Origin of the sequence: Flavobacterium algicola (assembly GCF_022399565.1) — a bacterium.
GTDB classification, from domain to species: domain Bacteria; phylum Bacteroidota; class Bacteroidia; order Flavobacteriales; family Flavobacteriaceae; genus Flavobacterium; species Flavobacterium algicola.
Genome location: NZ_JAJTUT010000003.1, coordinates 770,716 through 796,983, shown reverse-complemented (window position 1 = coordinate 796,983; position 26,268 = coordinate 770,716). Strand labels below are relative to the sequence as shown.

The 26,268-nt window shown below is 33.9% G+C and carries 24 protein-coding genes; 12 read left to right on the top strand and 12 right to left on the bottom strand.

Translation table 11 applies throughout. The features are described from left to right. Window positions 1–348 precede the first annotated feature (348 nt). The 6 genes from LXH21_RS14085 (at window position 349) to LXH21_RS14060 (ending at window position 7,291) form a co-directional block, all read left to right on the top strand. Complete coding sequence (locus tag LXH21_RS14085) at window positions 349–1,821, top strand: sodium:solute symporter family protein (protein ID WP_239867172.1); 1,473 nt, start codon at window positions 349–351, stop codon at window positions 1,819–1,821. Next, the gene (locus tag LXH21_RS14080) at window positions 1,802–2,236 is read left to right on the top strand and encodes a GNAT family N-acetyltransferase (protein ID WP_239867169.1); all 435 of its coding nucleotides are present in this window, start codon (window positions 1,802–1,804) and stop codon (window positions 2,234–2,236) included. The genes LXH21_RS14085 and LXH21_RS14080 overlap by 20 nt, the downstream gene beginning before the upstream one ends. Window positions 2,237–2,245: 9 nt before the next feature. Beyond that, window positions 2,246–3,400 carry an amidohydrolase gene (locus LXH21_RS14075; protein WP_239867166.1) on the top strand — a complete coding sequence of 385 codons (1,155 nt, stop codon included), beginning with the start codon at window positions 2,246–2,248 and terminating at the stop codon, window positions 3,398–3,400. Further along, window positions 3,390–4,541 carry an alanine racemase gene (gene alr / locus LXH21_RS14070; RefSeq protein ID WP_239867164.1) on the top strand — a complete coding sequence of 384 codons (1,152 nt, stop codon included), beginning with the start codon at window positions 3,390–3,392 and terminating at the stop codon, window positions 4,539–4,541. The genes LXH21_RS14075 and alr overlap by 11 nt, the downstream gene beginning before the upstream one ends. Then, window positions 4,541–5,614 carry an alanine/ornithine racemase family PLP-dependent enzyme gene (locus LXH21_RS14065; RefSeq protein WP_239867162.1) on the top strand — a complete coding sequence of 358 codons (1,074 nt, stop codon included), beginning with the start codon at window positions 4,541–4,543 and terminating at the stop codon, window positions 5,612–5,614. Before alr ends, LXH21_RS14065 begins: the two co-directional genes overlap by 1 nt. Before the next feature lie 369 nt (window positions 5,615–5,983). Further along, entirely contained in the window at window positions 5,984–7,291 is a 1,308-nt protein-coding gene (locus LXH21_RS14060) for an ammonium transporter (RefSeq protein WP_239867159.1), read from the top strand. 191 nt (window positions 7,292–7,482) lie between these two features. Here the strand turns inward: LXH21_RS14060 and LXH21_RS14055 are convergent, their stop codons facing one another. Both LXH21_RS14055 and LXH21_RS14050 read right to left on the bottom strand, forming a co-directional pair. Further along, entirely contained in the window at window positions 7,483–8,946 is a 1,464-nt protein-coding gene (locus tag LXH21_RS14055; protein ID WP_239867156.1) for a sigma 54-interacting transcriptional regulator, read from the bottom strand. Window positions 8,947–9,023: 77 nt separating this feature from the next. After that, a complete protein-coding gene (locus tag LXH21_RS14050; RefSeq protein WP_239867153.1) occupies window positions 9,024–10,142 on the bottom strand; it encodes a vWA domain-containing protein in 1,119 nt (372 codons plus the stop codon). 408 nt (window positions 10,143–10,550) lie between these two features. On the opposite strand from LXH21_RS14050, the gene LXH21_RS14045 reads away from it, so the two are divergent. Beyond that, entirely contained in the window at window positions 10,551–11,303 is a 753-nt protein-coding gene (locus tag LXH21_RS14045) for a DUF4339 domain-containing protein (protein ID WP_239867150.1), read from the top strand. A 60-nt stretch (window positions 11,304–11,363) separates the two neighbouring features. Here LXH21_RS14045 and LXH21_RS14040 read toward each other — a convergent pair whose 3' ends face one another. From LXH21_RS14040 to LXH21_RS14030, 3 genes are read right to left on the bottom strand one after another with little or no spacing between them, the layout of a single operon-like run. Then, window positions 11,364–11,744: a YchJ family protein gene (locus tag LXH21_RS14040; RefSeq protein WP_239867147.1), complete on the bottom strand. Its 381-nt coding sequence runs from the start codon at window positions 11,742–11,744 to the stop codon at window positions 11,364–11,366. Between the two features lie 18 nt (window positions 11,745–11,762). After that, on the bottom strand, window positions 11,763–11,990 hold the full coding sequence (locus LXH21_RS14035; RefSeq protein WP_239867144.1) for a hypothetical protein: 228 nt from the start codon (window positions 11,988–11,990) through the stop codon (window positions 11,763–11,765). Between the two features lie 14 nt (window positions 11,991–12,004). Continuing rightward, window positions 12,005–12,154: a hypothetical protein gene (locus LXH21_RS14030; protein ID WP_239867141.1), complete on the bottom strand. Its 150-nt coding sequence runs from the start codon at window positions 12,152–12,154 to the stop codon at window positions 12,005–12,007. A gap of 244 nt (window positions 12,155–12,398) precedes the next feature. Here LXH21_RS14030 and LXH21_RS14025 point away from each other — a divergent pair, with 244 nt between their 5' ends. Together LXH21_RS14025 and LXH21_RS14020 are read left to right on the top strand one after the other, a co-directional pair. Then, window positions 12,399–14,756: a PAS domain S-box protein gene (locus tag LXH21_RS14025; RefSeq protein ID WP_239867138.1), complete on the top strand. Its 2,358-nt coding sequence runs from the start codon at window positions 12,399–12,401 to the stop codon at window positions 14,754–14,756. Beyond that, a complete protein-coding gene (locus LXH21_RS14020; protein WP_239867135.1) occupies window positions 14,753–15,145 on the top strand; it encodes a response regulator in 393 nt (130 codons plus the stop codon). Before LXH21_RS14025 ends, LXH21_RS14020 begins: the two co-directional genes overlap by 4 nt. 2 nt (window positions 15,146–15,147) lie before the next feature. On the opposite strand, the gene LXH21_RS14015 is transcribed toward LXH21_RS14020, so the two are convergent. Beyond that, window positions 15,148–15,699, bottom strand: coding sequence for a hypothetical protein (locus tag LXH21_RS14015; RefSeq protein WP_239867132.1), 552 nt, complete (start codon window positions 15,697–15,699; stop codon window positions 15,148–15,150). Window positions 15,700–15,800: 101 nt separating this feature from the next. Between LXH21_RS14015 and LXH21_RS14010 the strand changes: the two genes are divergently transcribed. The 3 genes from LXH21_RS14010 (at window position 15,801) to LXH21_RS14000 (ending at window position 18,189) form a co-directional block, all read left to right on the top strand. Next, a complete protein-coding gene (locus LXH21_RS14010) occupies window positions 15,801–16,028 on the top strand; it encodes a hypothetical protein (protein ID WP_239867129.1) in 228 nt (75 codons plus the stop codon). A gap of 152 nt (window positions 16,029–16,180) precedes the next feature. Beyond that, window positions 16,181–16,621, top strand: coding sequence for a KTSC domain-containing protein (locus LXH21_RS14005; protein ID WP_239867127.1), 441 nt, complete (start codon window positions 16,181–16,183; stop codon window positions 16,619–16,621). A gap of 374 nt (window positions 16,622–16,995) precedes the next feature. Further along, the gene (locus LXH21_RS14000; RefSeq protein ID WP_239867124.1) at window positions 16,996–18,189 is read left to right on the top strand and encodes a multidrug effflux MFS transporter; all 1,194 of its coding nucleotides are present in this window, start codon (window positions 16,996–16,998) and stop codon (window positions 18,187–18,189) included. A gap of 181 nt (window positions 18,190–18,370) precedes the next feature. Here the strand turns inward: LXH21_RS14000 and LXH21_RS13995 are convergent, their stop codons facing one another. The 6 genes from LXH21_RS13995 to menA form a co-directional block, all read right to left on the bottom strand. After that, on the bottom strand, window positions 18,371–18,991 hold the full coding sequence (locus LXH21_RS13995; RefSeq protein WP_239867121.1) for an L-threonylcarbamoyladenylate synthase: 621 nt from the start codon (window positions 18,989–18,991) through the stop codon (window positions 18,371–18,373). A 417-nt stretch (window positions 18,992–19,408) separates the two neighbouring features. Beyond that, window positions 19,409–21,742 (bottom strand): ATP-dependent helicase, encoded by a 2,334-nt coding sequence (locus tag LXH21_RS13990; protein WP_239867118.1) that lies wholly within the window; start codon window positions 21,740–21,742, stop codon window positions 19,409–19,411. Window positions 21,743–21,997: 255 nt separating this feature from the next. Next, complete coding sequence (locus LXH21_RS13985) at window positions 21,998–23,047, bottom strand: o-succinylbenzoate synthase (RefSeq protein WP_239867115.1); 1,050 nt, start codon at window positions 23,045–23,047, stop codon at window positions 21,998–22,000. A gap of 117 nt (window positions 23,048–23,164) precedes the next feature. Next, window positions 23,165–24,364, bottom strand: coding sequence for a tetratricopeptide repeat protein (locus tag LXH21_RS13980; RefSeq protein WP_317208809.1), 1,200 nt, complete (start codon window positions 24,362–24,364; stop codon window positions 23,165–23,167). Between the two features lie 108 nt (window positions 24,365–24,472). Then, a complete protein-coding gene (locus LXH21_RS13975) occupies window positions 24,473–25,150 on the bottom strand; it encodes a metal-dependent hydrolase (protein ID WP_239867112.1) in 678 nt (225 codons plus the stop codon). Between the two features lie 110 nt (window positions 25,151–25,260). Beyond that, the gene (gene menA / locus LXH21_RS13970; RefSeq protein ID WP_239867109.1) at window positions 25,261–26,223 is read right to left on the bottom strand and encodes a 1,4-dihydroxy-2-naphthoate octaprenyltransferase; all 963 of its coding nucleotides are present in this window, start codon (window positions 26,221–26,223) and stop codon (window positions 25,261–25,263) included. Window positions 26,224–26,268: the final 45 nt, after the last annotated feature.

Sequence of the window (26,268 nt, the reverse complement as noted above, 5' to 3'; positions counted from 1 at the left end):
TCTTTCAATACTATTTTGTAGAAACACAAAAAACCTTATCCTTAATGATTTATAAAATCTAAGCCATAGCATTAGTAAATTGCAATATGTGTTACTGAAATCATAGAAATGAATTTGTACAGATTGTACTTTTGCTAGCTTTTTACATATAATTCTGTACCTTTGCACGAGTTTATACGGTTTTCAGCGCTTAAAAGTGGTAATTATTCAATTAATCACATTAGCATTCTACGATTTCTATACATCGATATCAATCTGAAATACCTTCACTATGTGTAGCATGCTGCACTCGTTGCCTTTGGAAAAATTCCAATTACAGGCGTATCAATAATCTGAAAATATCAAATAATGCAACTAATTGATTATTTAATCTTTGTCGTTTATATGCTGGCAATGCTTGGCGTAGGCTTTTATTTTTTCAAAAAAAACAAAACTGCAGAGGATTTTTACGTCAGCGGTCGTAACATGAGTAGTTGGCACATCGGTTTATCGGTTGTTGCTACAGATGTTGGAGGAGGATTCTCTATAGGGCTAGGTGGTCTTGGCTTTACAATGGGGCTTTCTGGTTCCTGGATGTTGTTCACAGGATTACTAGGTGCTTGGCTAAGTGCTGTTTTCCTAATTCCAAAAGTAAGTGAGCTTGGCCACAAGCACAAGTTTTTTACGTTTCCCCAATTATTCGAACATTACTATTCCGCCAAAGTAGCTTTGTTGGCAGGAATTATATCGGCTATAGGGTATATCGGTTTTACTAGCTCACAAGTTTTAGCAGGTGCCAAATTAGCTTCGGCAACTATCGAGGGGTTAAATCTTCAAACGGCATTAATAGTAATGGGATTGATTGCTGTAGTCTATACGGCCATCGGAGGTTTAAAAGCGGTAATTTATACAGATACCATTCAATGGACAATTTTAATCTGTGGACTAGTATTTATCGGAATTCCAATGGCTTATAATGCAGTTGGTGGTTATGATGCTATAGAAAGTTCACTCGCACCAGAATATTTATCGTTGACTAATATTTCGGGTTATCAGATATTCAATTGGTCAATAACTATTATTCCGATTTGGTTTGTGGGAATGACATTGTACCAACGTATATATGCGAGTAAAGGAGAAAAAGAAGCGAAGAAGGCATGGCTTATTGCTGGTGCTTTTGAATGGCCGATAATGGCATTCATGGGAGTAACACTAGGCCTTTTGGCCAAAGTGGCTGCTAATCAAGGTATGTTTGCCGGAATTACAGATGCCAATGGAATGGATAGCGAAATGGGACTTCCTATTTTACTAGCCACTATTTTACCCGTAGGACTAATGGGATTGATGCTCTCCTCCTATTTTTCGGCTATTCTGTCGACCGCAGATAGTTGCTTAATGGCTGCTTCAGGAAATATAGTTACCGATATTCTTGCTAAATTTTCGAAAAAAGAAATGACACATAAAAAAGAACTGCAACTTTCGCAGATTGTCACTTTGATTGTGGGAGTTTTTGCAATTCTACTCGCTTCACAAATGCAAAATGTGTTAGAACTTATGCTTTACTCCTATGCTTTTATGGTTTCAGGTTTATTTGTCCCTGTTCTTGGTGCTTTATTCTGGAAAAAAAGCCACCCTATTGCCGCATTTTGGAGCATGCTATTAGGAGGAACTACCACAATTGCTCTTATTGTAACTAAAAATGAATTACCTTTAGGAATACATTTACCGGAGCATCTTGATGCAAATGCCTACGGTATTAGTATATCACTTATTGTGTTTGTGGCACTATCAATTTATCACACTAATAAAAAAGAAAATCAAAATGGAATTCAAAATATTTAATAGCAATACGGGAGAAGACAAAGAAATTACCAATAATGTTATTGCACAATTTCTATTTACTCACCTTGAGGAATACGGCGACAAAATTGAAGACATCTTAAAATGTCTAGCTTATGCAATGAACCCAGATAAGGGAGGAAATGTTATAGTAGGAATAGATGATGATAAGATTGTCGGAATTACTGTATTGAATACAACAGGTATGAATGGCTTTATTCCAGAAAATATCTTGGTCTACATCGCGGTAGACAATAGTCAACGTGGAAAAGGGTATGGTAAAAAAATAATGCAAAAAGCTATTGATAGTACTGAAGGTGATATTGCTTTGCATGTAGAACCAAATAACCCTGCAAAAAAACTATATGAAAGTCTAGGCTTTAGTAATAAATACCTAGAAATGCGTCTTATAAAATAAAATAACCGAATGGAAAATTTCCTTTTAAATACACCTGAATTAATTGCTTTACGTAAAGATTTGCACAAGCACCCTGAGACAGCTCTGAAAGAAAAGAATACAGCTAAAAGAATTATTAGTTTTCTCGAAAACTATCCTCCTGACGATTTAATTACCGAAGTGGGAGAAACAGGTATTCTAGCGATCTATAATGGAAAAGCAAAAGGTAAAACAGTTATATTTCGAGCCGAGCTTGATGCATTACCTATCCAAGAAGTCAATACATTTGACCACCAATCTGTTTATGCAGGTGTGTCACACAAATGCGGTCATGATGGACATATGACCATACTTTGCGGACTAGCAACACAATTGCATGTCAATAGGCCTGAAACAGGAAAAGTAGTTTTGCTTTTTCAACCTGCAGAAGAAAATGGGAAAGGAGTCGTGCGCATTGTTCCAGATATGCGATTTAGAGCACTTGAACCCGACTTTATATTTGCTTTGCATAATTTACCAAGCTATCCAAAAAATCAGATATTAGTAAAAAATAGCACTTTTACTTGTGCGGTGAATAGTATCATCATTAAATTGAAAGGTAAAACTTCTCATGCGGGTGAACCCGAAAAAGGGATCAATCCGGCTTTGGCTTTGGCTGAAATTACAGCGTCATTTTTGGGACAAATGCAGACAGACATCTCGCAACCAGACTTTTGCTTGATTACTCCTATTTATTCAAAAATGGGTTCAAAAGCATACGGTGTTTCTGCAGGAAGAGGTCAAACGCATTTTACAGTACGTAGCGATAGCAACGAACAAATGAAAATTATCGAAGCCAATCTAGAAAATACAGCTACAGCAATTGCCAGAAAATACCATTTGGATATTAAAATTAGTTGGACCCAAAGCTTTCATGCTAATGAGAATAATGACGAGGCAGTCGATTATGTAAGACAAGCAGCAAAGAATAATGATTTTGAACTTATAGAGAAGGAATTTCCTTTTACATGGGGAGAAGATTTCGGAATTTTCACAAAACTATATGCGGGTGCAATGTTCGGCTTGGGCTCTGGTACAGATACTCCTGCCCTGCACAATCCAGATTACGATTTTCCAGATGATATTATTACGACTGGGGTTGCAATCTTTCATCAAATTGCAAAACAAATTACCGATGCACACTAATTCGACAATTGAAATAAGCCGAACTGCTTTACAAAACAATATTGCCTTTTTACAAAAAACATTTGGTAAAAAAACTGTACTTTCATCTGTTGTAAAAGGAAACGCTTATGGTCATGGTTTGGCCGAATTTGTAAGCATGGCAAATGAATGCGGTATTCAGCATTTTTCAGTATTCGATGTTGAAGAAGCTAAAATAGTGCATGCTAAATTGGGTGACAAAGTTACAATTATGGTACTCGGTCTTGTTTCTGATGAAGATATGGATTGGGTAATCGCCAATGACATTCAGTTCTTTGTGTTCGATAAGCACCGACTCAGTAATGCTATCAAAAGTGCAAAAATTTTAAAGAGAACAGCGAAAATTCATATCGAAATTGAAACTGGTATGAATCGTACCGGTTTTGATAAAAAAGAATTAACTACAGTTATTTCGATTCTAAAAAAAGAAAAAGAGCAAATTGATTTCATAGGTCTTTGTACACATTATGCAGGAGCAGAAAGCATCGCTAATTATTACCGAATTCACAAACAGATTAAACGTTTTGAAGAAGCTTACGAATACTTGGGTGACAACGGTCTGAAACCCGAAATAAAACATTCGGCTTGTTCTGCGGCGTCTATGATGTTTCCTGAAACTAGGATGGATTTGGTACGTATTGGTATTATGCAGTATGGTTTGTGGCCTAGTCCAGAGGTTTTTGTTAATTACCTCAACAGTAAAAAAAGCAAAATAGACCCGCTAAGTCGCGTGATTACTTGGAAAACAAAAATCATGAACATCAAAAAAGTAAATGCGGGAGAATTTATAGGCTACGGAACTAGTTTTCTAGCCGAAAGAAAGATGACGATAGCTGTAATTCCGATAGGTTATTCTCATGGTTATAGTCGTTCTTTGAGTAATCAAGGGCGAGTAATCATAAATGGCTACCGCTGCGTAGTGGTTGGTTCTGTAAACATGAATATGATGACGGTAGATATTACCGACATCGGAAATGTGAAGAAGGAAGATGAAGTTATACTAATAGGAAAACAAGGCGATATGACTGTCTCGGTGGCATCTTTTAGTGATTTAAGCAACCAGCTCAATTACGAATTACTTACACGAATTTCCAAAACAATTCCAAGAAAAACCATACAATAATGGCCTTCATTAATTTATATCGAAATAAACTACAAGAAAATTATAAGTTCTTGAACGAGATTTTTACATCCCGAGCTATTGATTGGGGAGTAGTGACCAAAATATTATGTGGTAACACCATTTACTTACAAGAAATTATGGATTTGGGAGTGGTCGAAATGCACGATTCGCGCATAAGCAATTTAAAAAAAATAAAGAAATTAAACCCAGATATTCAGACGGTTTATATCAAACCACCAGCAAAGCGAAGTATCGAACGTATTGTACGCTACGCTGATGTGAGTTTTAATACAGAGAAGTATACCATTCAATTATTATCGGAAGAAGCGCAGCGACAAAATAAAGTCCATAAAATCATTATTATGATTGAGATGGGAGATTTACGTGAAGGTGTCATGGGTGAAGAATTAATTAATTTTTATGGAGATATATTACAATTACCCAATATTGAAATAAGAGGAATTGGTACCAATTTAAATTGCTTGAGCGGTGTTATGCCTACCCAAGATAAATTAATCCAGTTAAGTCTTTACAAGCAGCTTATAGAAGCAAAATTTGATATCACTATTCCTTGGGTTTCTGGTGGAACATCGGTAGCAGTACCGTTGATTTTGAAAAACGCCAGACCAATGGCTGTTAATCATTTTAGAATTGGGGAAGCTTTGTTTTTTGGTAAAGATCTTTTTACGGGTAAAACCATGGAAGGCATGCACAACGATGTATTTAAACTTTTTGCAGAAATTATTGAAATTACAGAAAAACCAGATACTCCAACTGGTGAATTGGGCGAAAATGTAGCAGGAAAGTCATTTACAGTAGATTCAAATGTAGATTTTAGCAGCAGTTCATTACGAGCAATACTCGACATAGGTCTGCTTGACATGCAACCACAATATCTGAAAGCAGAAGATGATAAAATTACAATTGTTGACGCTAGTTCAGATATGCTAGTCATCGATATTTCAAATTCTGACAAGGATTATAAAATAGGAGATTTAGTTAGTTTTAAATTGCAATATATGGGTGCCCTGTACTTATTAAATTCTGATTATATCGAAAAAGTAGTTAGTTAGACTTTATTAACCAACCATGATATATCATCCATAATTTTGAACTCAAATAATGATTTCCGTGCAAATACTGGAAGCTAAGCATTCTTCAGTAATAGCTTAATTTGTCTGCTCAGAGTTTAAATTCAATTAGTAGACATTGCTCATATATAAGTAGTACATCAGTGAGTACTGCTACTAATAATTATTAAAAATTCAGTTCGAAACCACAATAAAAGAATCACAAATTCATATTTTTTCGTATAAAAGCCATATTAATAGGGGTGCAAGTTATATTTTTAACAAAAAATAAACTTATGCCCCTTATTTTTTATGGGTGTATTTAATATTTCTATAACTTCGCAAAAAACTACACCTAATTTTAAAAATTGTATGAGAAAAATTATTCTTAGTGTGATCTTAATCGCACTGTCAGTTCTAACGTTATTTTCTACTTTTATTCTATCACCAATTGTCGCCCCTGCAGAAGAACCAGTCTTTGATACTGGTGATACAGCATGGATGATTGTTGCCACCGCTCTTGTGCTTATTATGACGCCTGGGCTCGGTTTCTTTTATGGTGGAATGGTTGGTAAAAAAAATGTCATTAGCACAATGTTGCAAAGTTTCATGGCAATGTTAGTTGTAACACTTCTTTGGATTTTAGTTGCATTTAGTTTGTCATTTGGAACAAGTATAGGTGGATTTATCGGAAATCCAGCTGATTATTTTATGTTTCAAAATGTTGATATTCATACTGCTTGGGGAACTATACCCTTTTTATTATTTGCTTTATTTCAGGCCAAATTTGCAATTATTACACCTGCATTGATTACTGGTGCATTTGCAGAACGAATTCGCTTCTGGGCATATATGTTATTTATGGTGCTATTTACACTATTTATTTACACTCCACTTTGTCATATGACATGGCATGAGGATGGACTATTCTTTAAAATGGGTGTTCTTGATTTTGCAGGAGGTACAGTAGTACACATGAGTGCAGGATGGGCTGCATTAGCGGGCGCTATGTTTCTAGGAAAAAGAAGGATTCAAAAAGTAAATCCTGCTCGCATCACTTATGTATTGTTAGGAACTGGATTATTATGGTTTGGTTGGTTTGGCTTCAATGCTGGATCTTCATTAGGAGCCAATGGACTGGCAGTACAAGCTTTAGGAACAACTACTGTTGCTGCTGCTGCTGCTGGAATGGCGTGGATTTTTATGGACAAAATTTTAGGACATAAAGTTTCTGCTATGGGTGCTTGTATAGGAACCGTAGTTGGACTAGTTGCAATCACTCCTGCCGCAGGATTCGTAAGTATTCCACATGCAATTTTTATAGGTATCTTCAGTAGTATTGTAAGTAACTATATGGTTAGTCTTTTCCCTAAAGGCAAAATTGATGATGCGCTTGATGTATTTGCTTGTCACGGTGTTGGTGGAATGGTAGGTATGTTATTAACTGGTGTATTTGCTTCAAATGCTATTAACCCTGCCGTAGGCGATAATCAAGGTTTAATTTTTGGAGACACTACATTATTTATTACCCAATTAACAGCTCTAGTAATTGTATCTGTATTTGCTTTCCTAGGATCTTATGCCCTATTTTTCATTGTAAATAAAATTACACCGCTACGTGTAACTGAAGACAAGGAAGAATTAGGACTGGATATCTCTCAGCACGGAGAATACCTGTAACAATTAGTTTAACATCATAAAAATACCACTCTCAAGCTTCGTCTTAAGAGTGGTTTTTTTATTCCTAAAATCAAGTATTAAACTAAACGCAATTCATTTCTTTTTCAATTATAATGTTTCTTCTAACACAAATAAAAAACCTGATTCAGAAAGAGATCCGAATCAGGTTTTAAAAAAATTGATATGTCTTATTATAATTTACTGATATAGCTTCCGTAAATATCTTTAAATTGGTATCCAGTTGCGATACGATCTTTACTTAATTTTTTATATTCAACCATAGCCCATAAAATAAATTCTTTCATAAACAAATGATCTTCAGCAGCAAGTTCCGGTTGGTACTTTTTTATTAATATCTCTAATGGAACAATTGCATTTAAAATATTTTTATAGTCATCACCTGTCGTATCATCCAATAATTCGAAACCACTTTCTGCAAAGAACCATTCAATCAAATCAGTGTAAGTTGTTTTCTCATTAGGTTTCTCCAGTTTCTCTATTTTCGGAAAGTACAGCGGGAACAAAGTTTGAATAGCAGCACCCAATAAATGTTGCGCTACAAAAGCAGCTCCTTCCTGCTCTCCCTCATACACCAACTCTACTTTACCAGTAATTGCTGGGATGACTCCCATAAAGTCAGACAAACGCACCGTAGTTTCTTCCTCTGCGTTAAGCAAAGCTCTGCGTTCTGCTGTACTCAATAAGTTTTCATAAGCGGTGATGCTCATTCTGGCACTTACACCACTTTTATAATCAACATATTCACTATCTCTAGCTTCAAAGCCTATTTGCTCTAATAAGTCTTTTGCCAATGATGGAACTTGTACTCGACTCAACTGTGTAGCATCTAATTTTGCTTCTTGCTCAGTAATGGTTCTTGCAATTTGAACTGTCTCTGGGTAATGCGTTAATATCTGAGAACCAATACGGTCTTTCAAAGGAGTAACAATACTTCCACGATTGGTATAATCCTCAGGATTCGCAGTAAAAATAAACTGGATATCAAGTGGCATACGCAATTTAAATCCTCTAATCTGAATATCCCCTTCTTGCAATATATTAAACAAGGCTACTTGAATACGGGCTTGCAAATCAGGTAATTCATTAATTACAAAAATACAACGGTTTGCACGCGGAATCATTCCAAAATGAATCACACGGTCATCTGCATACGACAATTTTAGATTTGCTGCTTTAATTGGGTCAACGTCACCTATCAAATCGGCTACAGTAACATCTGGAGTAGCTAATTTTTCAGAGAAACGATCAGAGCGATGCAACCAAGAAATTGGAGTATCATCCCCCTTTTCAGCAATCAAATCTTGAGAAAAACGAGAAATAGGTCTCAAAGGATCATCATTAATCTCTGACCCAGCTACAAAAGGAATATACTCATCCAGCAATTCTACCATTTTTCTAGCTAGTCTCGTTTTTGCTTGACCTCGTAAACCAAGAAAATTGATGTTGTGACGCGATAATATTGCTCTTTCCAACTCTGGGATCACAGTGTTTTCAAAGCCATGTACACCCTCAAAAGTTGGTTTACCTGTTTTTATTTTAGTAATCAGGTTTGTGCGTAATTCATCTTTAACCGATTTACTTTGATACCCTGAAGCTTTTAATTCTCCTAATGTTTTTATATTTTGTGTGCTCATAATTTTTATTTATCCCTTAGAATTACTTTTGTCAATTCTATGTTTTATATTTTGCTACTTATAAAGTTGCGTTATAATTATTTAATTCGTTTTTTTCTATTTGTTTCATAATCCTCAAAGATCATTTCGCCCAAGCCTTTGAGTCCAGTGTAAAATGCTTTACCTTGATTGGCCTCAGTAAATTTGTTCACGAATTTTTGTAAATAAGGATCACTTGCAATCATGAAAGTCGTAATCGGAATATGCAACTTTCTAGCCTGCTGCGCTTGTGTATAACATTTATCCACAATATAATCATCAAGACCATTGCTATTCATGTAGTAAGAACCATCACGCTCCTTTACACAACTAGGCTTTCCATCTGTAATCATAAAGATTTGCTTATTAGTATTACGTTTTCTACGCAGCATGTCCATTGCCAATTGCAAACCTGCAACCGTATTTGTATGAAATGGACCTACTTTTAAATAAGGTAAATCTTTTATTGCAATCGGCCAAGCATCATTTCCAAATACCAAAATCTCTAATGTATCTTTTGGGTAGCGTGTAGTGATTAATTCCGCTAATGCCATTGCAACCTTTTTAGCAGGAGTAATTCTGTCTTCACCGTATAAAATCATGCTATGACTTATATCGATCATCAAGACTGTACTCATCTGAGATTTATGTTGCGAATCTTCTACAACTAAATCATTTTCAGTAAGCATAAAATCTCCCACACCATTATTGATTTGCGCATTGCGCAAACTCTCCGTTAACGAAATTTTCTCTAATCCATCTCCAAAATGAAACTCTCGCAACTCTCCTGTGTGCTCATCGCCCGTTCCTGAATGTTTTGTTTTATGATTTCCAGCACCAGACCTCTTCAAATTACCAAAAATTTGATCTAGAGCCTGTTGGCGTATTGCTCTTTCTGTCTTAGCCGTGATTCCTATTCCGCCAGTTCCATCCTCTTTAACCTCATCTTTTATGTAACCTTTCTTTTTTAAGTCTTCAATAAAATCATCAATAGTGTAATTTTCATCTGTTAACTTATACTCAATATCTAATTCTCGCAACCAACTTATAGCTTCATCAAAATCACCTGAGGTATGCGTAATTAACTCTTTGAAAATACCAAAAAGCTTATCAAACGGAGACTGCTCGGGAGCCGAATACTGCTTAAAATAAAACCCTTTTTTTAATTCATTTTTCATTCGTAGATACTATTTTTTTTTTAAATGGAATATAGAATTCATCGATCTACATAGCATTTGTGAGCAATTTATTTAACACTCACTTCTTATTTTTAAAATTACAGCTTTTTAAAGTATGCAAACACCGAACGCTTATTAATTTTAAGTTAAAAAGGATTTTTAGGCTGTCCGAGCAGGCTATCCATTTCAAGTCCGCAGTAGTAAGCCAATAAAGTTGGGTTAAAAACGAGCTTCCTTCGGTCGCTGTTTTAAATCCAGCTTTATTAAAAGGCTTCCTCCTTTGCGTGCTTTCCATTACTATCCTTGACAGAAAATAGGATTGTAATAACTCACATTTTTCTTCCTTAAATTTTAAGAGTGAAAATGAATTTTGTTTTGTATTTTTGAAAACAAAAGAGCAATAATAAAATGAACAGTTATTTTTTACATGACGGAATAGAAAGTTCTGGTCCTTTCACAATTGAAGAATTAAAATTCAAAAATATCAAAGCGACGACACCTGTTTGGTGTGAAGGTATGTTAGATTGGAAAAATGCTAGTGAAGTTGTGGAGTTAAGGAGTCTACTCGTTAGCTCTCCTCCTCCAATAAAGAAGAGTGTTCCAGTAACAACAACCGTTTTTGAACCAATTCCAACGGCAGAACCAATAGTCGAAATTGTAACTCCCGAGAAGAAGAATAAAATTTTAGGTTTAAATAAAAGCGTATTTATATTTATTTTGTTCTTCGGTATCTTAATAGTTGGAAGCTTTATTTTGAGCAAATACCAAGATATGCGTCGTGAGGAAACGGAATTGAAAAATGAGCAAACTGAAAAAAATAACGTTCAGTACAGATTGCAACAAAAAGAAATTGAGGAGCAAAAAATTCAAATGGAAATTCAAGAGAAGATTGATTTAGAGCGACAATTAAAAGAGAGAAAAGAAGCTCTTACCGCCAAAATTAATGCTAACAATAGTTTATTAGCTACGGCACACAACAATTTTGAAATTGCTAAAAATAAACTATCCGAAGCGGCAAATTTTCAGTTTTTCAGATCAGATGGAGAACGCGCAGAAGAAATTGCTTTAGAGCAACAGCAGGTTAGTTATTGGAAAAAAGAAGTAGAAAACATTACCAACGAAACCGATCGTTTGAAATTGGAACTAGATAATTTACATTAAAATAAAGAAGGGTTTGGATATAAAATCTAAACCCTTCTTTATTATTTTACTTCTAGAAAATTACATAAATCGACCGTCTACATAATACCATATTTTGTCCTCTTCTTTAAAAATTGAAAATTCATGATGAATTAGAGCTGTTTTCAGTTCATCCTCATAAAACGCTTTAAATTCAATAGTAGTTGCCGTTGCATTAATAACTTCCAATTTTATCCACTTATTAGTTCTAGACCAATCTAGTAAATCCTCTTCACTATGGTTTTTGCGTGTAGAAAAATGTGTAGTCTCTATTAAGTAATCGCTTTTTTGAGTAGCAAATGCAGAATACCTAGAGCGCATCAATTGTTCGGCACTAGAAGCTTTACCTTCCCCATTTAATATAGGTCTGCAGCAGTTGTCAAATGTTTTACCAGAACAGCAATAGCAATCAATACTTTTCATAATCTAACAGTCCATATATTATTCCTCGATTGTAGGATTCACTTTCAAAAATAATTGATTTAGCAATACTTGGTATTTACTTATTTCAATCAAGTCTTCGTCTTCTTCTGCAAAGTCAAGCAATTCATCCAATTGCTCGCTTACAACAATTAATTTATTTCCGGCTTCAATAGTATCATGGCTTGCGATTAAGTCTATTACCTCTTGAACACTTGCTTTTATGTCTGAGAATTTATTTTTTTCCATTTTGCTATAATGTGCTACTCTTTTGCAGCTTTACTTTCATTGTATTTTTTTGTAATTTCTTTCAATTGCTCTTTGCGATCAAGAGCAGCCTTTTTAGCTTTATCTTGTGCTTTATGTAATTTATCATTATGCTTTTTGATGTTCCTTTCGTTATTCCTTCCCATTTTCACTTTTTAAATTGCTCAAAGATAACTTAAAATTAATTTAATCTCAAAGACCCTATAATATCTTAAATTAACGTGTAAAATGCTTCCATATAATTTTAGAGAAAATTGTAAGCAAAATTCAGTACATCTACCTTCAAATTTCGAATTTGTCTTTTTAAACCTATATAATTTAGTATATTTGTTAGGTATAGTATTTAATTATTCTTTTTTAAACTATAGCAATACCTGTTTTGTAATCAATATGAGTTTAATAAATAATACTATCAATTTCATAACCCGATTCAACAAACCTAAGACTCTTGGGTTTCTTGTCTTTTTGTCGCTTAGTGTAATAGTGACTTATGTGGTTGCACAACAACACTTCATTTTAGAAAAAGAAAAGAAAGCGGAGATGAATAACGATTTAAAAGTTATTCAACAAGATTTAGAGAAAACATTAAAAAACAGCTACACCACTGCACTGACTTTGGCACTGACAATTAATGACCAAGGATATCCTATAAATTTTAATACCTTATCAAAGAAATTAATAGAATCAAATCAAAATATAAGTAGCGTTCAACTAGTCCCTAATGGGGTTATAACTTATGTCTACCCTTATACACCCAACAAACAAGCTTTGGGTTTGAATATTTTAACTTCAAGAATTCATCGCAAAGAAGCTCTGAAATCAATTAGCAGTCAAAAAATGTATTTTGCAGGTCCCCTTGATTTACTGCAAGGAGGAAAAGGAATCGTTGGTAGACTTCCCGTTTATAATAATGATAAATTTTGGGGATTCTCAGCTGTTGTCATCCGAATTGAGCAATTATTTAGCTTTTTTGATCACAATGCCTTATCGAATTCTAATTATTATCTACAGTTATCAAAACGAAATCCAAATACAAATAAGGAGGTATTTTATTTGAAAGGAATTCGGGAGTTCAAAAATTTGAATTATGTTTCAACCAATATTCCGGATGGTGATTGGACAATTTATTTGATTGAAAAAGAGTCTAAAGCTACTATTGATACTACTATCATCATGCTTGCTGTATTTGGTTATATCTTGTCAATACTTTTTGGTTTTATTACGACATCTGTGTTACAAAAACCAAGGGAGTTGCAAATTTTATTAGAAAAACAAGCACAAATTTTACTCAATAGTGAACTTAAATTTAAATCCTTTTTTGATCAAGCAGCAGTAGGAATAGCAAACGTAAGCATAACTGACGGGAAATTTATTGCTATCAACCATAAATTTGCCTCCTTATTAGGATACACGCCAAAGGAGATGAAGAGTAAGAACTTCATGGAAATCACACATCCAGAAGATTTAAAGAATGACATGGAGCATCTTGATAGACTTGTACAGGGAAATATCAATAAATATTCTATTGAAAAAAGGTATTATAAAAAAAATGGTAAAATAATATGGGTCAAATTGACCGTATCGTATTTAACAACCCTAGAAGGTGAAAAATCTAGCTTCATGGCTATTGTCGAAAATATTAGCAAAAGAAAAGTAGCCGAAAAGAAATCGAAAATTTACCAACAACGAATTGAATCATTAATTAATACGATAGACGGAATAGTTTGGGAATGCAACTCTGATACTTTTAATTTCACATTTATAAGCCAAAAGGTAGAAATGATTTTGGGATACACTTCTGAAGAATGGTTGTCTACGCCCAACTTTTGGGAGACTCATATTCATCCTGATGATAAATTCTCAACACTTAATTATTGCAACGAGAAAACAAGATCAAGAGTTGATCACGACTTTGAATATAGAATGATAGCCAAAGATGGGTCTGTAGTTTGGTTGCGTGATATTGTAAATGTTATTCGAGAAAATAATACTGTAAAATCGCTGCGTGGAATCATGATCGATATTACTAAGACAAAAGAAATACAAGACGAGTTAAATAATTCTTTCGAATTAGTCACAGAGCAAAACAAAAGATTGCTTAATTTTTCTTATATTGTTTCTCATAATTTGCGATCACACACCAGTAATATTAGTTCTCTAACCGATTTGATAGAATCGTCTGATAACGAAGAAGAAACAAGAGAGTATGTAGCGTTATTAAAAAACGTATCAAATGCTTTAAATGAAACTTTAGAAAACTTAAATGAAGTAGTCAATATACAATCTAATCTAAATTTGGTAGTCGAAAGTATTAATTTGAAGAGTTACATTGACAATACTTTAATAATAGTTGCAGATAAGATAAGACTAAAAAAGGCTGTTATTAATTCTACTGTTAATGATGCAATTGAATTAACTTATAATCCAGCTTACCTAGAGAGTATTTTATATAATCTGATATCAAATGCAATTCGTTATAGTCATCCAGATAGGAGACCAGAGGTAAATATTTCTATTACAAAAGAGGACAACTGGAATGTACTTGAAGTTACAGACAACGGAATCGGAATTGACTTAGAACGTCATGGAAGTAAAATATTCGGAATGTACAAGACATTCAGTAACAATCCAGAGTCTAGAGGAATTGGGCTTTTTATTACAAAGAATCAAATTGATGCGATGGGTGGAAAAGTTATTATCGAAAGCCAACCCAATATAGGAACAACATTTAAAATATATATTTCATGACAAAGAAATCTATCTGGGTAATAGACGACGATCCTATTTATCAAATAATAATGAAAAAAATAATCACTAAATCTGATTTATTTTCTTCAATAGTTCCTTTTGCAAATGGCAAATTAGCTATAGAAGCTTTGAAATCTGTACTAGACAAAGAAGTCGATCTGCCAGATATTATTTTGCTGGATATCGAGATGCCTATTATGGATGGATGGGGTTTTATGGATGAAATTGCAAAAATTAACTCGCAGTTATTAGAATCTGTTTTGATTTATATATCTAGCTCTTCTATAGCTGTCGAAGACAAAGAAAAAGCCAAGAATAACAAATCGATATTAGGATACATGTCCAAACCTATCAAACTAGAAGATTTGTATCTAATAGCAAACTCCTAATATTATTTCTTTAACAATTCACTTTTAATTGCTTCTAGAGGCTTATTCGAATATACCAACTCATCAATAATTTGTATTCGTAAAAGATCTAAATCGTCATAATCAAAATATTTAGCCCAAGAATTAAGTTGCTGTAAGTTTCTTATCTGCTTAATTTTCTTAGTAGTCTCGAAACTAGTTCTTAGAATGGATTTACTATCAAAAGTAGGACTTAATTTATGCTGATAATTAACTGTGTTATTTGCATAATCTACTTCGATAAAATACAACTCTTCCTCTGCATTGTCGGGATAAAAATCAGACCAATTTGCAAATCCCAATTTTCTTTTAGAATCTGTCGTCTGTTCCATAGCTATGAGTCTCCATTTGCTATTAGCCAGTCTGCCCCAATGATTAGAATAGCGAAACATTCCTTCTTTTGTATAGAAATAAGAGCTTCCCGCTTTACTTTCAAATTGTAATTTCAATCCTTCAATAGCATCAACATTGACCTCTTTAAAAACACAGAATGTATTTTTAAAAGAATTTGGACTAGGTCTAAAGATTTTTTCCATGCGCAAATATAACAAGAATACTTAAAACAGAATATTCTTCTTATTATTAACTATCTTTGCATTTAATTTTATTTTAGATTAAAAACCAAACAAAAGAAAAAATGTTACAAAAAGGAGTTTATACAGGTGTTATTGAAAAAGATGAAGATAATAATTTTTTTTGTGGTGCTTACCTACTAGATTATAAAATGGTAATGGCGAAACATGTTGTAGGTGATATGGTTACAATCAAAACGATCATAGAAAACCCAAGTGATATTAGCCACAATAAATATCCTAAGAAATCAAAAAACTTTGATAAAGCGAATAATAAACCAGAAAATAAATAAGACCTGTACGTTTAAAGAATAATACTCTTTTTTAATATTTTATAGAAGACAACAAAAAACTTAAAAAAAAGTGTACCTTTGCAAAAAATTGTTGTTTTTGAATGTTTCAAGAAAACAATTTTATATTAAAAGACAAGCAGTTACCATAATTTATGAAAAAAATAGTTGAATACCGCAAACTACTAAGTGTAGATAAAACAGTACAATTAAAAGAACTTAAAACCATTTATCGTAATGCGATGAAAGATTCACATCCTGACAAATTTCAAGGTGATGATGCTGGTCTTAAAGATGCTGAAGAAAATAGTAAAAAAATTATTGAAGCTTACCACTTTTTGGTTAGTATCAATCCAGAAACTATCAAAGCTAATTTACCTGAATACACTGAAACAATTACAACAGCAACCATCACTGATTATAAATATACTGAAAGTAGATTAATAATTAATTTTTCTAATGGTAGTGTTTACGAGTACATTAGTGTACCAAAAGCTACTTACGTAAAAATGGTAAACGCTGAATCTCCAGGTCGTTTTGCAAAAAGACACATATTTAACGCTTTTCCTTATAGAAAAACAATAAATCAAGACTAGTATTTTATACTTATCTTATATTTTCAAAAAGCTGTCTATCTAGACAGCTTTTTTTATCGCCAATTTCAAAAATAGTTATAAAAAAAAACGATCCATTCTATGAAAGAGTGGATCGTCAAACTAACTAAACTATTTACCTAAAAAATGTGATTTAAAAATTAAAATAAACTGTATACGACTACAACTTTAATATTGGATTTTAAATTATTAAAAATATTTTTAAATCATTTTTTATATTAAGACTAAATAATCTTCTGTTGGTTTAATTAACATTGTCAGTTTAACAAATTGTTAACATTTTGAAAGGTAAATATAATTTTAAATATATCTAATAAAACATACTATTTTTACACTACAATAATCACAAGTATCTAATGACTAAATCTAAATATTTAAAGCTTATTTTAATTTTAGGCTCACTAACAGCTTTGGGACCGTTCTCAATTGATATGTATTTACCTGGATTCTCAGGGATTGCTACTGATCTAAATACAACTGTAGCAAAAGTCGCAATGACTTTATCAAGTTACTTTATCGGAATATCTGCTGGGCAATTATTATACGGCCCCCTACTTGATCGCTTTGGTAGAAAAATCCCATTATATATTGGTCTCCTTGTATATATTTTAGCCTCACTTGGTTGCGTATTTGTAAAGGACATCGATACTTTTATTGGTCTGCGTTTTATTCAGGCTGTAGGAAGTTGTGCTGCGACTGTCGCATCAGTATCAATGGTAAGAGATTTATTTCCTGTAAAAGAAATACCTAAAGTTTTTTCAACTTTAATGTTAGTTGTTGGTTTATCACCTATGCTAGCACCAACAATTGGTGGTTATGTAACTGCAAGTTTTGGCTGGCAAATGGTATTCCTAATCTTAATGTTCTTAGGAATATTAGTTTTGTTATCCTCTTATTTTGGATTACCTACCACCTACACACCTGATGAATCCATATCACTTAAACCTAAGCCAATTCTTAAAAATTTCTGGACAGTTCTTAGAGAGCCTCAGTTTTACACTTACGCTTTTACTGGTGCTATTTCGTTTTCAGGATTATTTACCTATGTAGCAGCATCCCCAATAGTGTTCATGGATATATTTGCAGTAGATGCCAAAACTTATGGTTGGATTTTTGCTTTCATGTCTTGTAGTTTTATAGGCGCAAGCCAATTAAATTCGGTTTTATTGCGCAAATACACTAGCGAACAAATGATCTTTAGTGCCTTGCTTACGCAATCAGTAATTATTATTGTGTTCTTAATTGGTGCTTTAAACAATCTTTTGGGACTGTACGAAACAATTGCCTTACTATTTTTATATCTAGGATGCCTCGGTATTTCAAATCCAAATACTGCAGGACTTACTCTTGCACCTTTTACCAAAAACACGGGTAGTGCATCAGCATTAATGGGGGCAATTCAGTTAGGTTTAGGAGCTGTAGCATCTTTTGCAGTAGGAACATTTGTAATTAATTCAATTGTCCCTATGATTCTTATTATGACAACAACTACAATTACGGCTTTAATTATATTGCAAATTGGAAAACGTACAATTACCACTAGCCACTAGTCATTATACAAGATGGCATGACGAAGCATCTTGTTCCATAGATGCAAAACTTGTCAAATACCCAATTGCTAAAAAACAGAAAACTCGCAAATAGCTATTTGCGAGTTTTTAGTTTTTAGTTTTTAGTTTTTAGTTTTTAGTTTTTAGTTTTTAGTTTTTAGTTTTTAGTTTTTAAAATATATTATAGAATATCAAGACTTCCTTTTCCTTCTCTCAGGACTACCGGTTCTTGTTCTGATAAATCAATTATTGTCGATCCAATATTGTCTCCGTAACCACCATCGATAACTAAATCAACTAGATTTTGCCATTTTTCGAAAATCAATTCCGGATCGGTAGTGTATTCTATCACATCATCTTCATCACGAATCGATGTAGTCACTATTGGATTACCCAGTAAACGCACAATTTCTAAAACAATAGCGCTATCAGGCACACGTATACCTACCGTAGTTTTCTTTTTAAACTCTTTGGGCAAATTATTATTACCTGGTAAAATAAAAGTATAAGGACCAGGTAGAGCGCGTTTTAAAATTTTAAAAGTAGCGGTATCAATTTGACGCACATAATCCGAGAGGTTACTTAGATCATGACAAATAAAGGAAAAGTTCGCTTTATCCAGTTTTACTCCTTTAATCCTTGCAATCTTCTCAAGCGCTTTACTATTAGTTATATCACACCCCAAACCATAAACAGTATCTGTTGGATAAATAACCAACCCTCCTGCTTGCAAAACCTTGACAACTTTGGCCAATGCAGCCTCGCTTGGCTTATCTTGGTATATTTTTATAAATTCTGCCATGTTATTTTTGTTTTAGTTTTCGATTATAAAAAAGAAAACGTTAATCTTATTTCTATATTCCTGTTTTCACAGAACCACGATTTGATAAATCTATTTCACGATCAATCTATCTTATCAATAGGGTTTTTGTAAAAGATCATTCTGACTTTATAATAAATAATGTTTGTACTCCTTCTTAAAAAATTCGTTGGTTTCACCTAATTCTTTTACTATACTTTTTTTAAAACTTCTTTATCATGATGCATAATCTGATCTCGCATCATACTCTTATGCATTGTATCAGCCATCGTAGTGACTATTCCGCAGTATATCCTCCCACTGATAATTTCGACACGATAGATCAATGATTTTCTTTCGATTAAAATAGCTAATAATTCATCGTAAGCGATAAATTCAGTTTACACACATGAAAATCAATTAGCCTATAATATCTAATTTGGCAAAACGAAGTAAAAGCTTTTTAATTCCTCCTACTTCAAACTTAATTTCTGCTTTTTTATCGGCCGCCACACCTTCAAGGTTCACTACTTGCCCTTTACCAAATCGTTCATGCATTACTATATTACCAACAGTTAATTGATTATCAAATAAATTAGCTTGTGACGGCGAACCATTTCTCGAAACTGGTTTCAATTTGCGCACATTCATTTCTGACTTTGGATCATTGGGTGAAACCTTTTTTGGAGGAACACCATTGGAAGGTTTTGATAATCTAAATTTGGATTTGTCTACATCATCAAATATATCTTTATCAATTGTCGACTGGTAGCGATAATTACTCTCTGGCGGTGTTAGGTATTCTAAATATTGTGAATCAATCTCCTCTATAAAACGAGAAGGCTCACAATCTGTTAATTTACCCCAGCGGTATCGCGACTGTGCATAAGTCAAATACGCTTGATGCTCTGCACGTGTTAAGGCGACGTAAAATAAACGACGCTCCTCCTCCAACTCACTGCGAGTACTCATACTCATTGCAGAGGGGAATAAATCTTCCTCCATACCTACAACAAAGACATGCGGAAATTCTAATCCCTTTGCCAAGTGAATAGTCATTAGAGCTACACGATCTTGATCGGCGGTATCTTTATCTAGATCAGTAGCTAGAGCGACATCTTCCATGAATTCTTCCAACGAACCTCTTGCCCCATCAATTTCTTTCTGACCTTCGGTAAAATCTTTAATACCATTTAATAATTCTTCTATGTTTTGTATGCGCAGCATTCCTTCTGGAGTGGCATCCTTCTTTAATTCTTGAACTAAACCCGATTTTTTAGCTACGTGATCAGTTAGATAGAAAGCATCCTGATTTTCATTAATTACTTGAAAACTACGAATCATTAAAACAAAATCTTTCAATTTCTGTTTGGTTCCGTTGTTTAACTTCAAATCAATTTTATCAATATTTTGCATGATTTCAAAAATCGATCGCTTGTAATGATTTGCTGCAACCGTTAATTTCTCTACAGTGGTGTCTCCAATTCCTCTCGCCGGATAATTAATGACACGTACTAATGCTTCTTCATCTTTTGGATTTATAACTAGTCTCAAATAACACAATACATCTTTAATCTCTTTTCTTTGATAAAAAGACAAGCCTCCATAAATACGATAAGGTATATCTCTTTTACGCAAAGCATCCTCCATAGCACGAGATTGCGCATTAGTACGATATAAAATCGCAAACGAACCATTGTGAAGTTGGTTTTGCATTTTCTGCTCAAAAATAGTACTTGCAACAAAACGACCTTCTTCGGCATCTGTCATGCTTCGGTGTATTTTTATTTTTGGTCCAAAATCATTGGCTGTCCATACAATTTTATCTAGCTTGACGGTGTTTTTTTCTATAATTGTATTTGCCGCTTCTACTATATTTTTGGTCGAGCGGTAATTCTGCTCCAAACGGTATGTCTGTACACCTTCATAATCTTTTTGAAAATTCAAAATATTGTTAATGTTGGCCCCACGAAATGCATAAATACTTTGTGCATCATCTCCAACCACACAAATATTTTGAAACTTATCTGATAAAGCCCTAACGATTAAATACTGAGAATGGTTTGTATCTTGGTACTCGTCTACCATTATATAACGGAAACGATTTTGATATTTAGCCAAAACTTCTGGAAACCGAGTTAACAGTTCATTAGTTTTCAGCAGTAAATCATCAAAATCCATTGCACCTGATTTAAAGAGACGGTCTACGTAATTTCTATAAATCTCACCCATCCTAGGTTTTTTAGCCATGGCATCGGCCTCTTGCAAATCAGGATCGTTATAGTAGGCTTTGACTGTGATCAAACTATTTTTAAAGCTCGAAATACGGCTTAAAATCTGTTTTGATTTGTAGATGTCTTTATCCAATTGCATCTCCTTAATAATCCCAGAAATAGCTCTCAAAGAATCTTGAGAGTCATAAATGGTAAAATTGGAAGGATACCCTAATTTATCTGCTTCTGAACGAAGTATTTTTGCAAAAATGGAGTGAAAAGTTCCCATCCAAAGATTTTTGGCTTCACTCGACCCAACAATCGATGAAATACGTTCTTTCATCTCACGGGCAGCTTTGTTAGTAAAAGTCAGCGATAAAATATTAAACGCATCTATCCCTTGTGCCATCAAATAGGCAATTCGGATGGTTAATACACGTGTTTTACCAGAACCTGCTCCGGCGATTATAATCATCGGACCCTCTTTCTGCAAAACTGGTAATTGTTGTGCGTCGTTTAATTGGGAAATATATTGTTGCATGAAAAATAGTATTTATGCAAAAATAAGAATTTCAGAGTTAAGAAAAGGACTGTATCGAAAGTTTTAAAACCTTGAAAGATCAAATAATGTGGTTTAAATAGGCCAAATGTCATGGTTCATAATTTCAACTTCAAGTCAAAAGTAAAATTGATATCGAAAACAGTTGAAGGATCCCATATAAAACGCCAATAAACCATAAAACATAATGAATGCTCTTCCTATTTTTAGAATATCAATAAATCTAAAAACATTTAATTAACTCTGTAATAAATCAAATTCAAAGTCCCACCCTAATTCATATCTATACCATAATTTTCCCTTTTCTACAGAAAGTGGAGAATCAAAATTATTAGTATAAAGTGCACCCGTACCCAACCCTTGAGGCATGGAGTTATTAAGCAAAAAGGTCCATTGTGCAATAGCATTCAAACCAATATTACTTTCTAAAGCTGATGTAATCCACCATCCAATATTATACTTTTCAGCTAGCAGAATCCACTCCATAGTACCCTTAAAGCCCCCCACAAAACTAGGCTTCAAAATGATGTACTGTGGCTTAATTTTCTGCAATAATGCTTCTTTGTCTTCCTTAGAAAATACCCCAATCAACTCTTCATCGAGCGCAATGGGGAAAGGTGCAACATCACACAACTCTGCCATCCTGTCAGTATTGTTTTTTTGAATAGGTTGTTCAATACTATGTAATTCAAATTCAGATAATTGATTAATTTTACCTAAAGCTTCATCTAAAGCAAATGCACCATTCGCATCAACCCTAATTTCGATCTTATCGGGACCAAAATGAGCCCGTATAAAACGCAATAATTTCATTTCAGCATCAAAATCGATAGCACCAATTTTCAGTTTCACGCATTGAAAACCATCTGCTATTTTTTCTTGGATTTGCTCCATCATATACTCCTCATCACCCATCCAAACAAGACCATTTATAACGATCGATTTCTCTTGATTTGTAAAAGCTGAAGGAAACAGTAAAAATGGATTCTCACTATCCAGGGAGAGAAATGCCATTTCTACTCCAAACTGAATTGAAGGGAATTCCATCAATTCCTCCCAAAGTTTATTTTTCCCCAGATGAATATTTTCACAAGTCCATTTTAATTTGTCCTCATAATCAGGTCGATCATCCGTACTTAGTCCGCGCAAAATTCCGCACTCACCTATTCCTTTAACACCGTTTTGTTCAAGAACTATAAACCAAGTTTCTTTTTGATTCATAACACCTCTACTAGTGCCTGAAGGTCGTTTAAAATCAAGTATGTATTTATGATAGGTTGCTTTCATCTGTTTCTGTTATTTATTAATCTTTATATAAACGAATGATATCCAGAATCCGAGCAGTACGAATTCTGGATATCATTCTCTAATTAAACTGTTTTCACTGCAATAATGCGGGTCGCATCAATCTAAAACCTTCAAAATCTTCTCGAAATCAGTTGATTGAATTCCGTTCTTTTGGAAAAGAGAAAAATCATTCTTGGTTTTCTGAATCCAACTTAAGCTATCGGTTACATTTTGTGTTTGATATTCTTTGTAAATGGATTTCGCTTTCGAATAATCACCGTTTAAAAGTAATGCGTGAGCCAAATGGAGTTGAATCAGTAATTCGATAGCATCAAATTTCTCCCCTTCATCCAACACCTTTAAAGCTTTTGAGTATTGTTTGGTAACAACGTACCAATATCCCAAATTAGCATAATCAAGAGCCGTCGCCTGACCATCTTTGACAACCATGCTTAATTGTTTAATAGCCTCTCCGTAATTCTCTTTGCTTGCGTCTTGTGCAGCCTTTCGGCGAAGATCAGCGTAAACAGCTTTAGATACGCTTGTTTCACTATAACAAGCAGTACCAAAGTCTTTATAAAATTTAGCTTGCTCCATAACTAAGAGTTTTTGAAATTCTTCGAAGCGAAATTGTTTCTGAATTTTTTCTTCTAGACAAATGCAAAAGTCATCAGAATTTGTCATTTTTTGAGCTAGAGAAGATGTTTTGCATTGATTAATGATATGCTTTCTGTTATCTGCCGTCCAGCCTCGACTCAACTTAGTATCTACCCAAGGCACGATCTCTAAAACTATCTTCTGTTTCATAATCCAATTTGTGCTTTCAAATCCGAACCATAAATTACCCTTAGCATTTTTCAAGCAAGGTGATTTATCTACAGAAAGACGTTTAGCATCTTTACTCAAAGGGATATCCTGCAGCAAGCATGCATCTGAAGTTTTACCTGACTTTTGATACTCTAAAGCATCGTTGTTTGAGGCAAATACAGCGTATTTACATTTGTCATCACCTGAAATTTTAGACATCAAAAAGATTGCGCCAGCTGAACCTTGACTTATTCCTGTTGGGTCTGGAATAGCTTTAAGCAACGAAACTAAGCTTCCTGCCATTTGTTGGTTATTATCCAATAATGTGATTCGAAAGATAAGCTCGGTCGTACCAATTGGAAAATCATCCGATTTTATGATAACACGATCATGTGATGGAACATCAAACTCCTTGATCATTGAGCGCTCCTTATCCCAATAGCCCTCTTTTTGCGCTTGTACGGACTGAAAACATAAGCTAACGAATAGCAAGAAATAAATTTTTTTCACTGATATACAATTATTTACAAATACCATAGCCCAGATGGTAGCGGCATCCTCTAGTGGTGGGGTTCACCACTAGAGATATAGCGTACAGCTGGATCCAGCTCCTTATTTTTATAATTCGATGCTTTCGCCAATTCCTAGCAACATCAAATCTTTATTTTTATCGAAAAACTTCTGAATAGCTTCTTTATGATTGATTTCGATATAACCGAACGTATCGTAATGATACCCCAAAATTTTATCGCATTCTACAAAATCTGAAGCCAAGATAGCATCCTCGACGTCCATCGTAAAGTTATCTCCGATTGGTAAAATAGCTAAATCAAGTTTGGTACGCATTGGAATCAATTTCATATCCATTGTCAAAGCTGTATCACCTGCGATATAGATGTTTTTACGCTCTCCTTCGATCACAAAACCTCCAGGATTACCGCCATTAGCACCGTTTGGAAAGGAACTCGAATGAATCGCATTCACATATTTAACTTTTCCAAATTCAAATTCCCAGCTACCGCCGTGATTCATAGGATGCGTTGTAAAGCCTTTAGCTCCATAATAGTCAGCAATTTCTGCATTAGAAACTATAACTGCATTGGTACGTTTGGCAATTGCCTCTACATCCAATATATGATCACCATGAGCGTGAGTCAATAGAATATAATCTGCATTCAGAGTTTCAATATCAATATGTGCCGCCGCAGGGTTAGCAGAAATATAAGGATCAACGATGATGTTTATATCTCCTACCTGAATACCTAAGGATGCATGTCCGTAAAATGTAATTTTCATGACTTTAATTTTATGTATTACTACTATATCTTAAACTGCCTTTGCAGTAATCGTTCTTATTTTAATTTGTAAAATAACTTCAGTTGTAATTTCACAGAAATTTTTTTCAGTTATCTACCGCCAAGAAAAAGATTCACAACGATGTCTGAAAAAAAGAAAATCATTCCTAACGAAAGTAAAACTGAAAGTACGAAAGTACTTAAAGCTACTTTTTTTAATTCTGGATCTAATTCTTTAGGGTTCTTATTCTTAGACACGACACTTAAATGTTTAATTAAAGGTATATAGGCTAATAAAAACAGGTATTGATCAAAGTTAAAGTCCTCTAAAATGGCAAATAGTAAGACCAAAACCATTGCTGATATGATCAAGAAATAGTGATAAATTCTGGCTTTTGCTCCTCCCAGTTTAACTACGATTGTATTCTTATTTGATTTTCTATCCGACTCCTCATCTCGCATGTTATTTAAATTCAAAACTCCAACGCTTAGCAATCCAATAGCTGTAGCAGGAAGAAAAAGTAAGACATCAAGTTCTTTTGAATATAAAAAATTGACACCCAAAGTACTCACAAGACCAAAAAATACAAATACAAATAAATCCCCATATCCTTTGTACCCATAAGCAGAGTTACCAACTGTGTAACGAATAGCCGATATAATTGCCAATATACCCAATATCAAAAAGAATACAGAATAAACTACATTGTCCTGACCAAAGGAATAGTATATTAAAGATACTGCCGCAATTAATGTTAATATTGAGGTGATCATTATAGCCTTCTTCATGGCAGGAGCGGTAATGATCCCACTTTGAATAGCGCGTTTTGGTCCAACACGATCATCATTGTCGGTTCCCTTCACTCCATCTCCATAATCATTGGCAAAATTTGACAATACCTGCAAGCCTAATGTTGTAAGAAGTGCAAAACCGAAAATATTCCAATCAAATACGTCTGAAGGAGTTAATTCTATGGCTGTAGGATGTGAGAGCGCGTACATACTTCCAACAATTATTCCAGATACAGATAATGGTAAAGTGCGCAATCTTGCGGCTTCAATCCAATGTTTCATTTTATTTATTTTATTTCGTCATCTAAAGACTGTACAACTTATAAT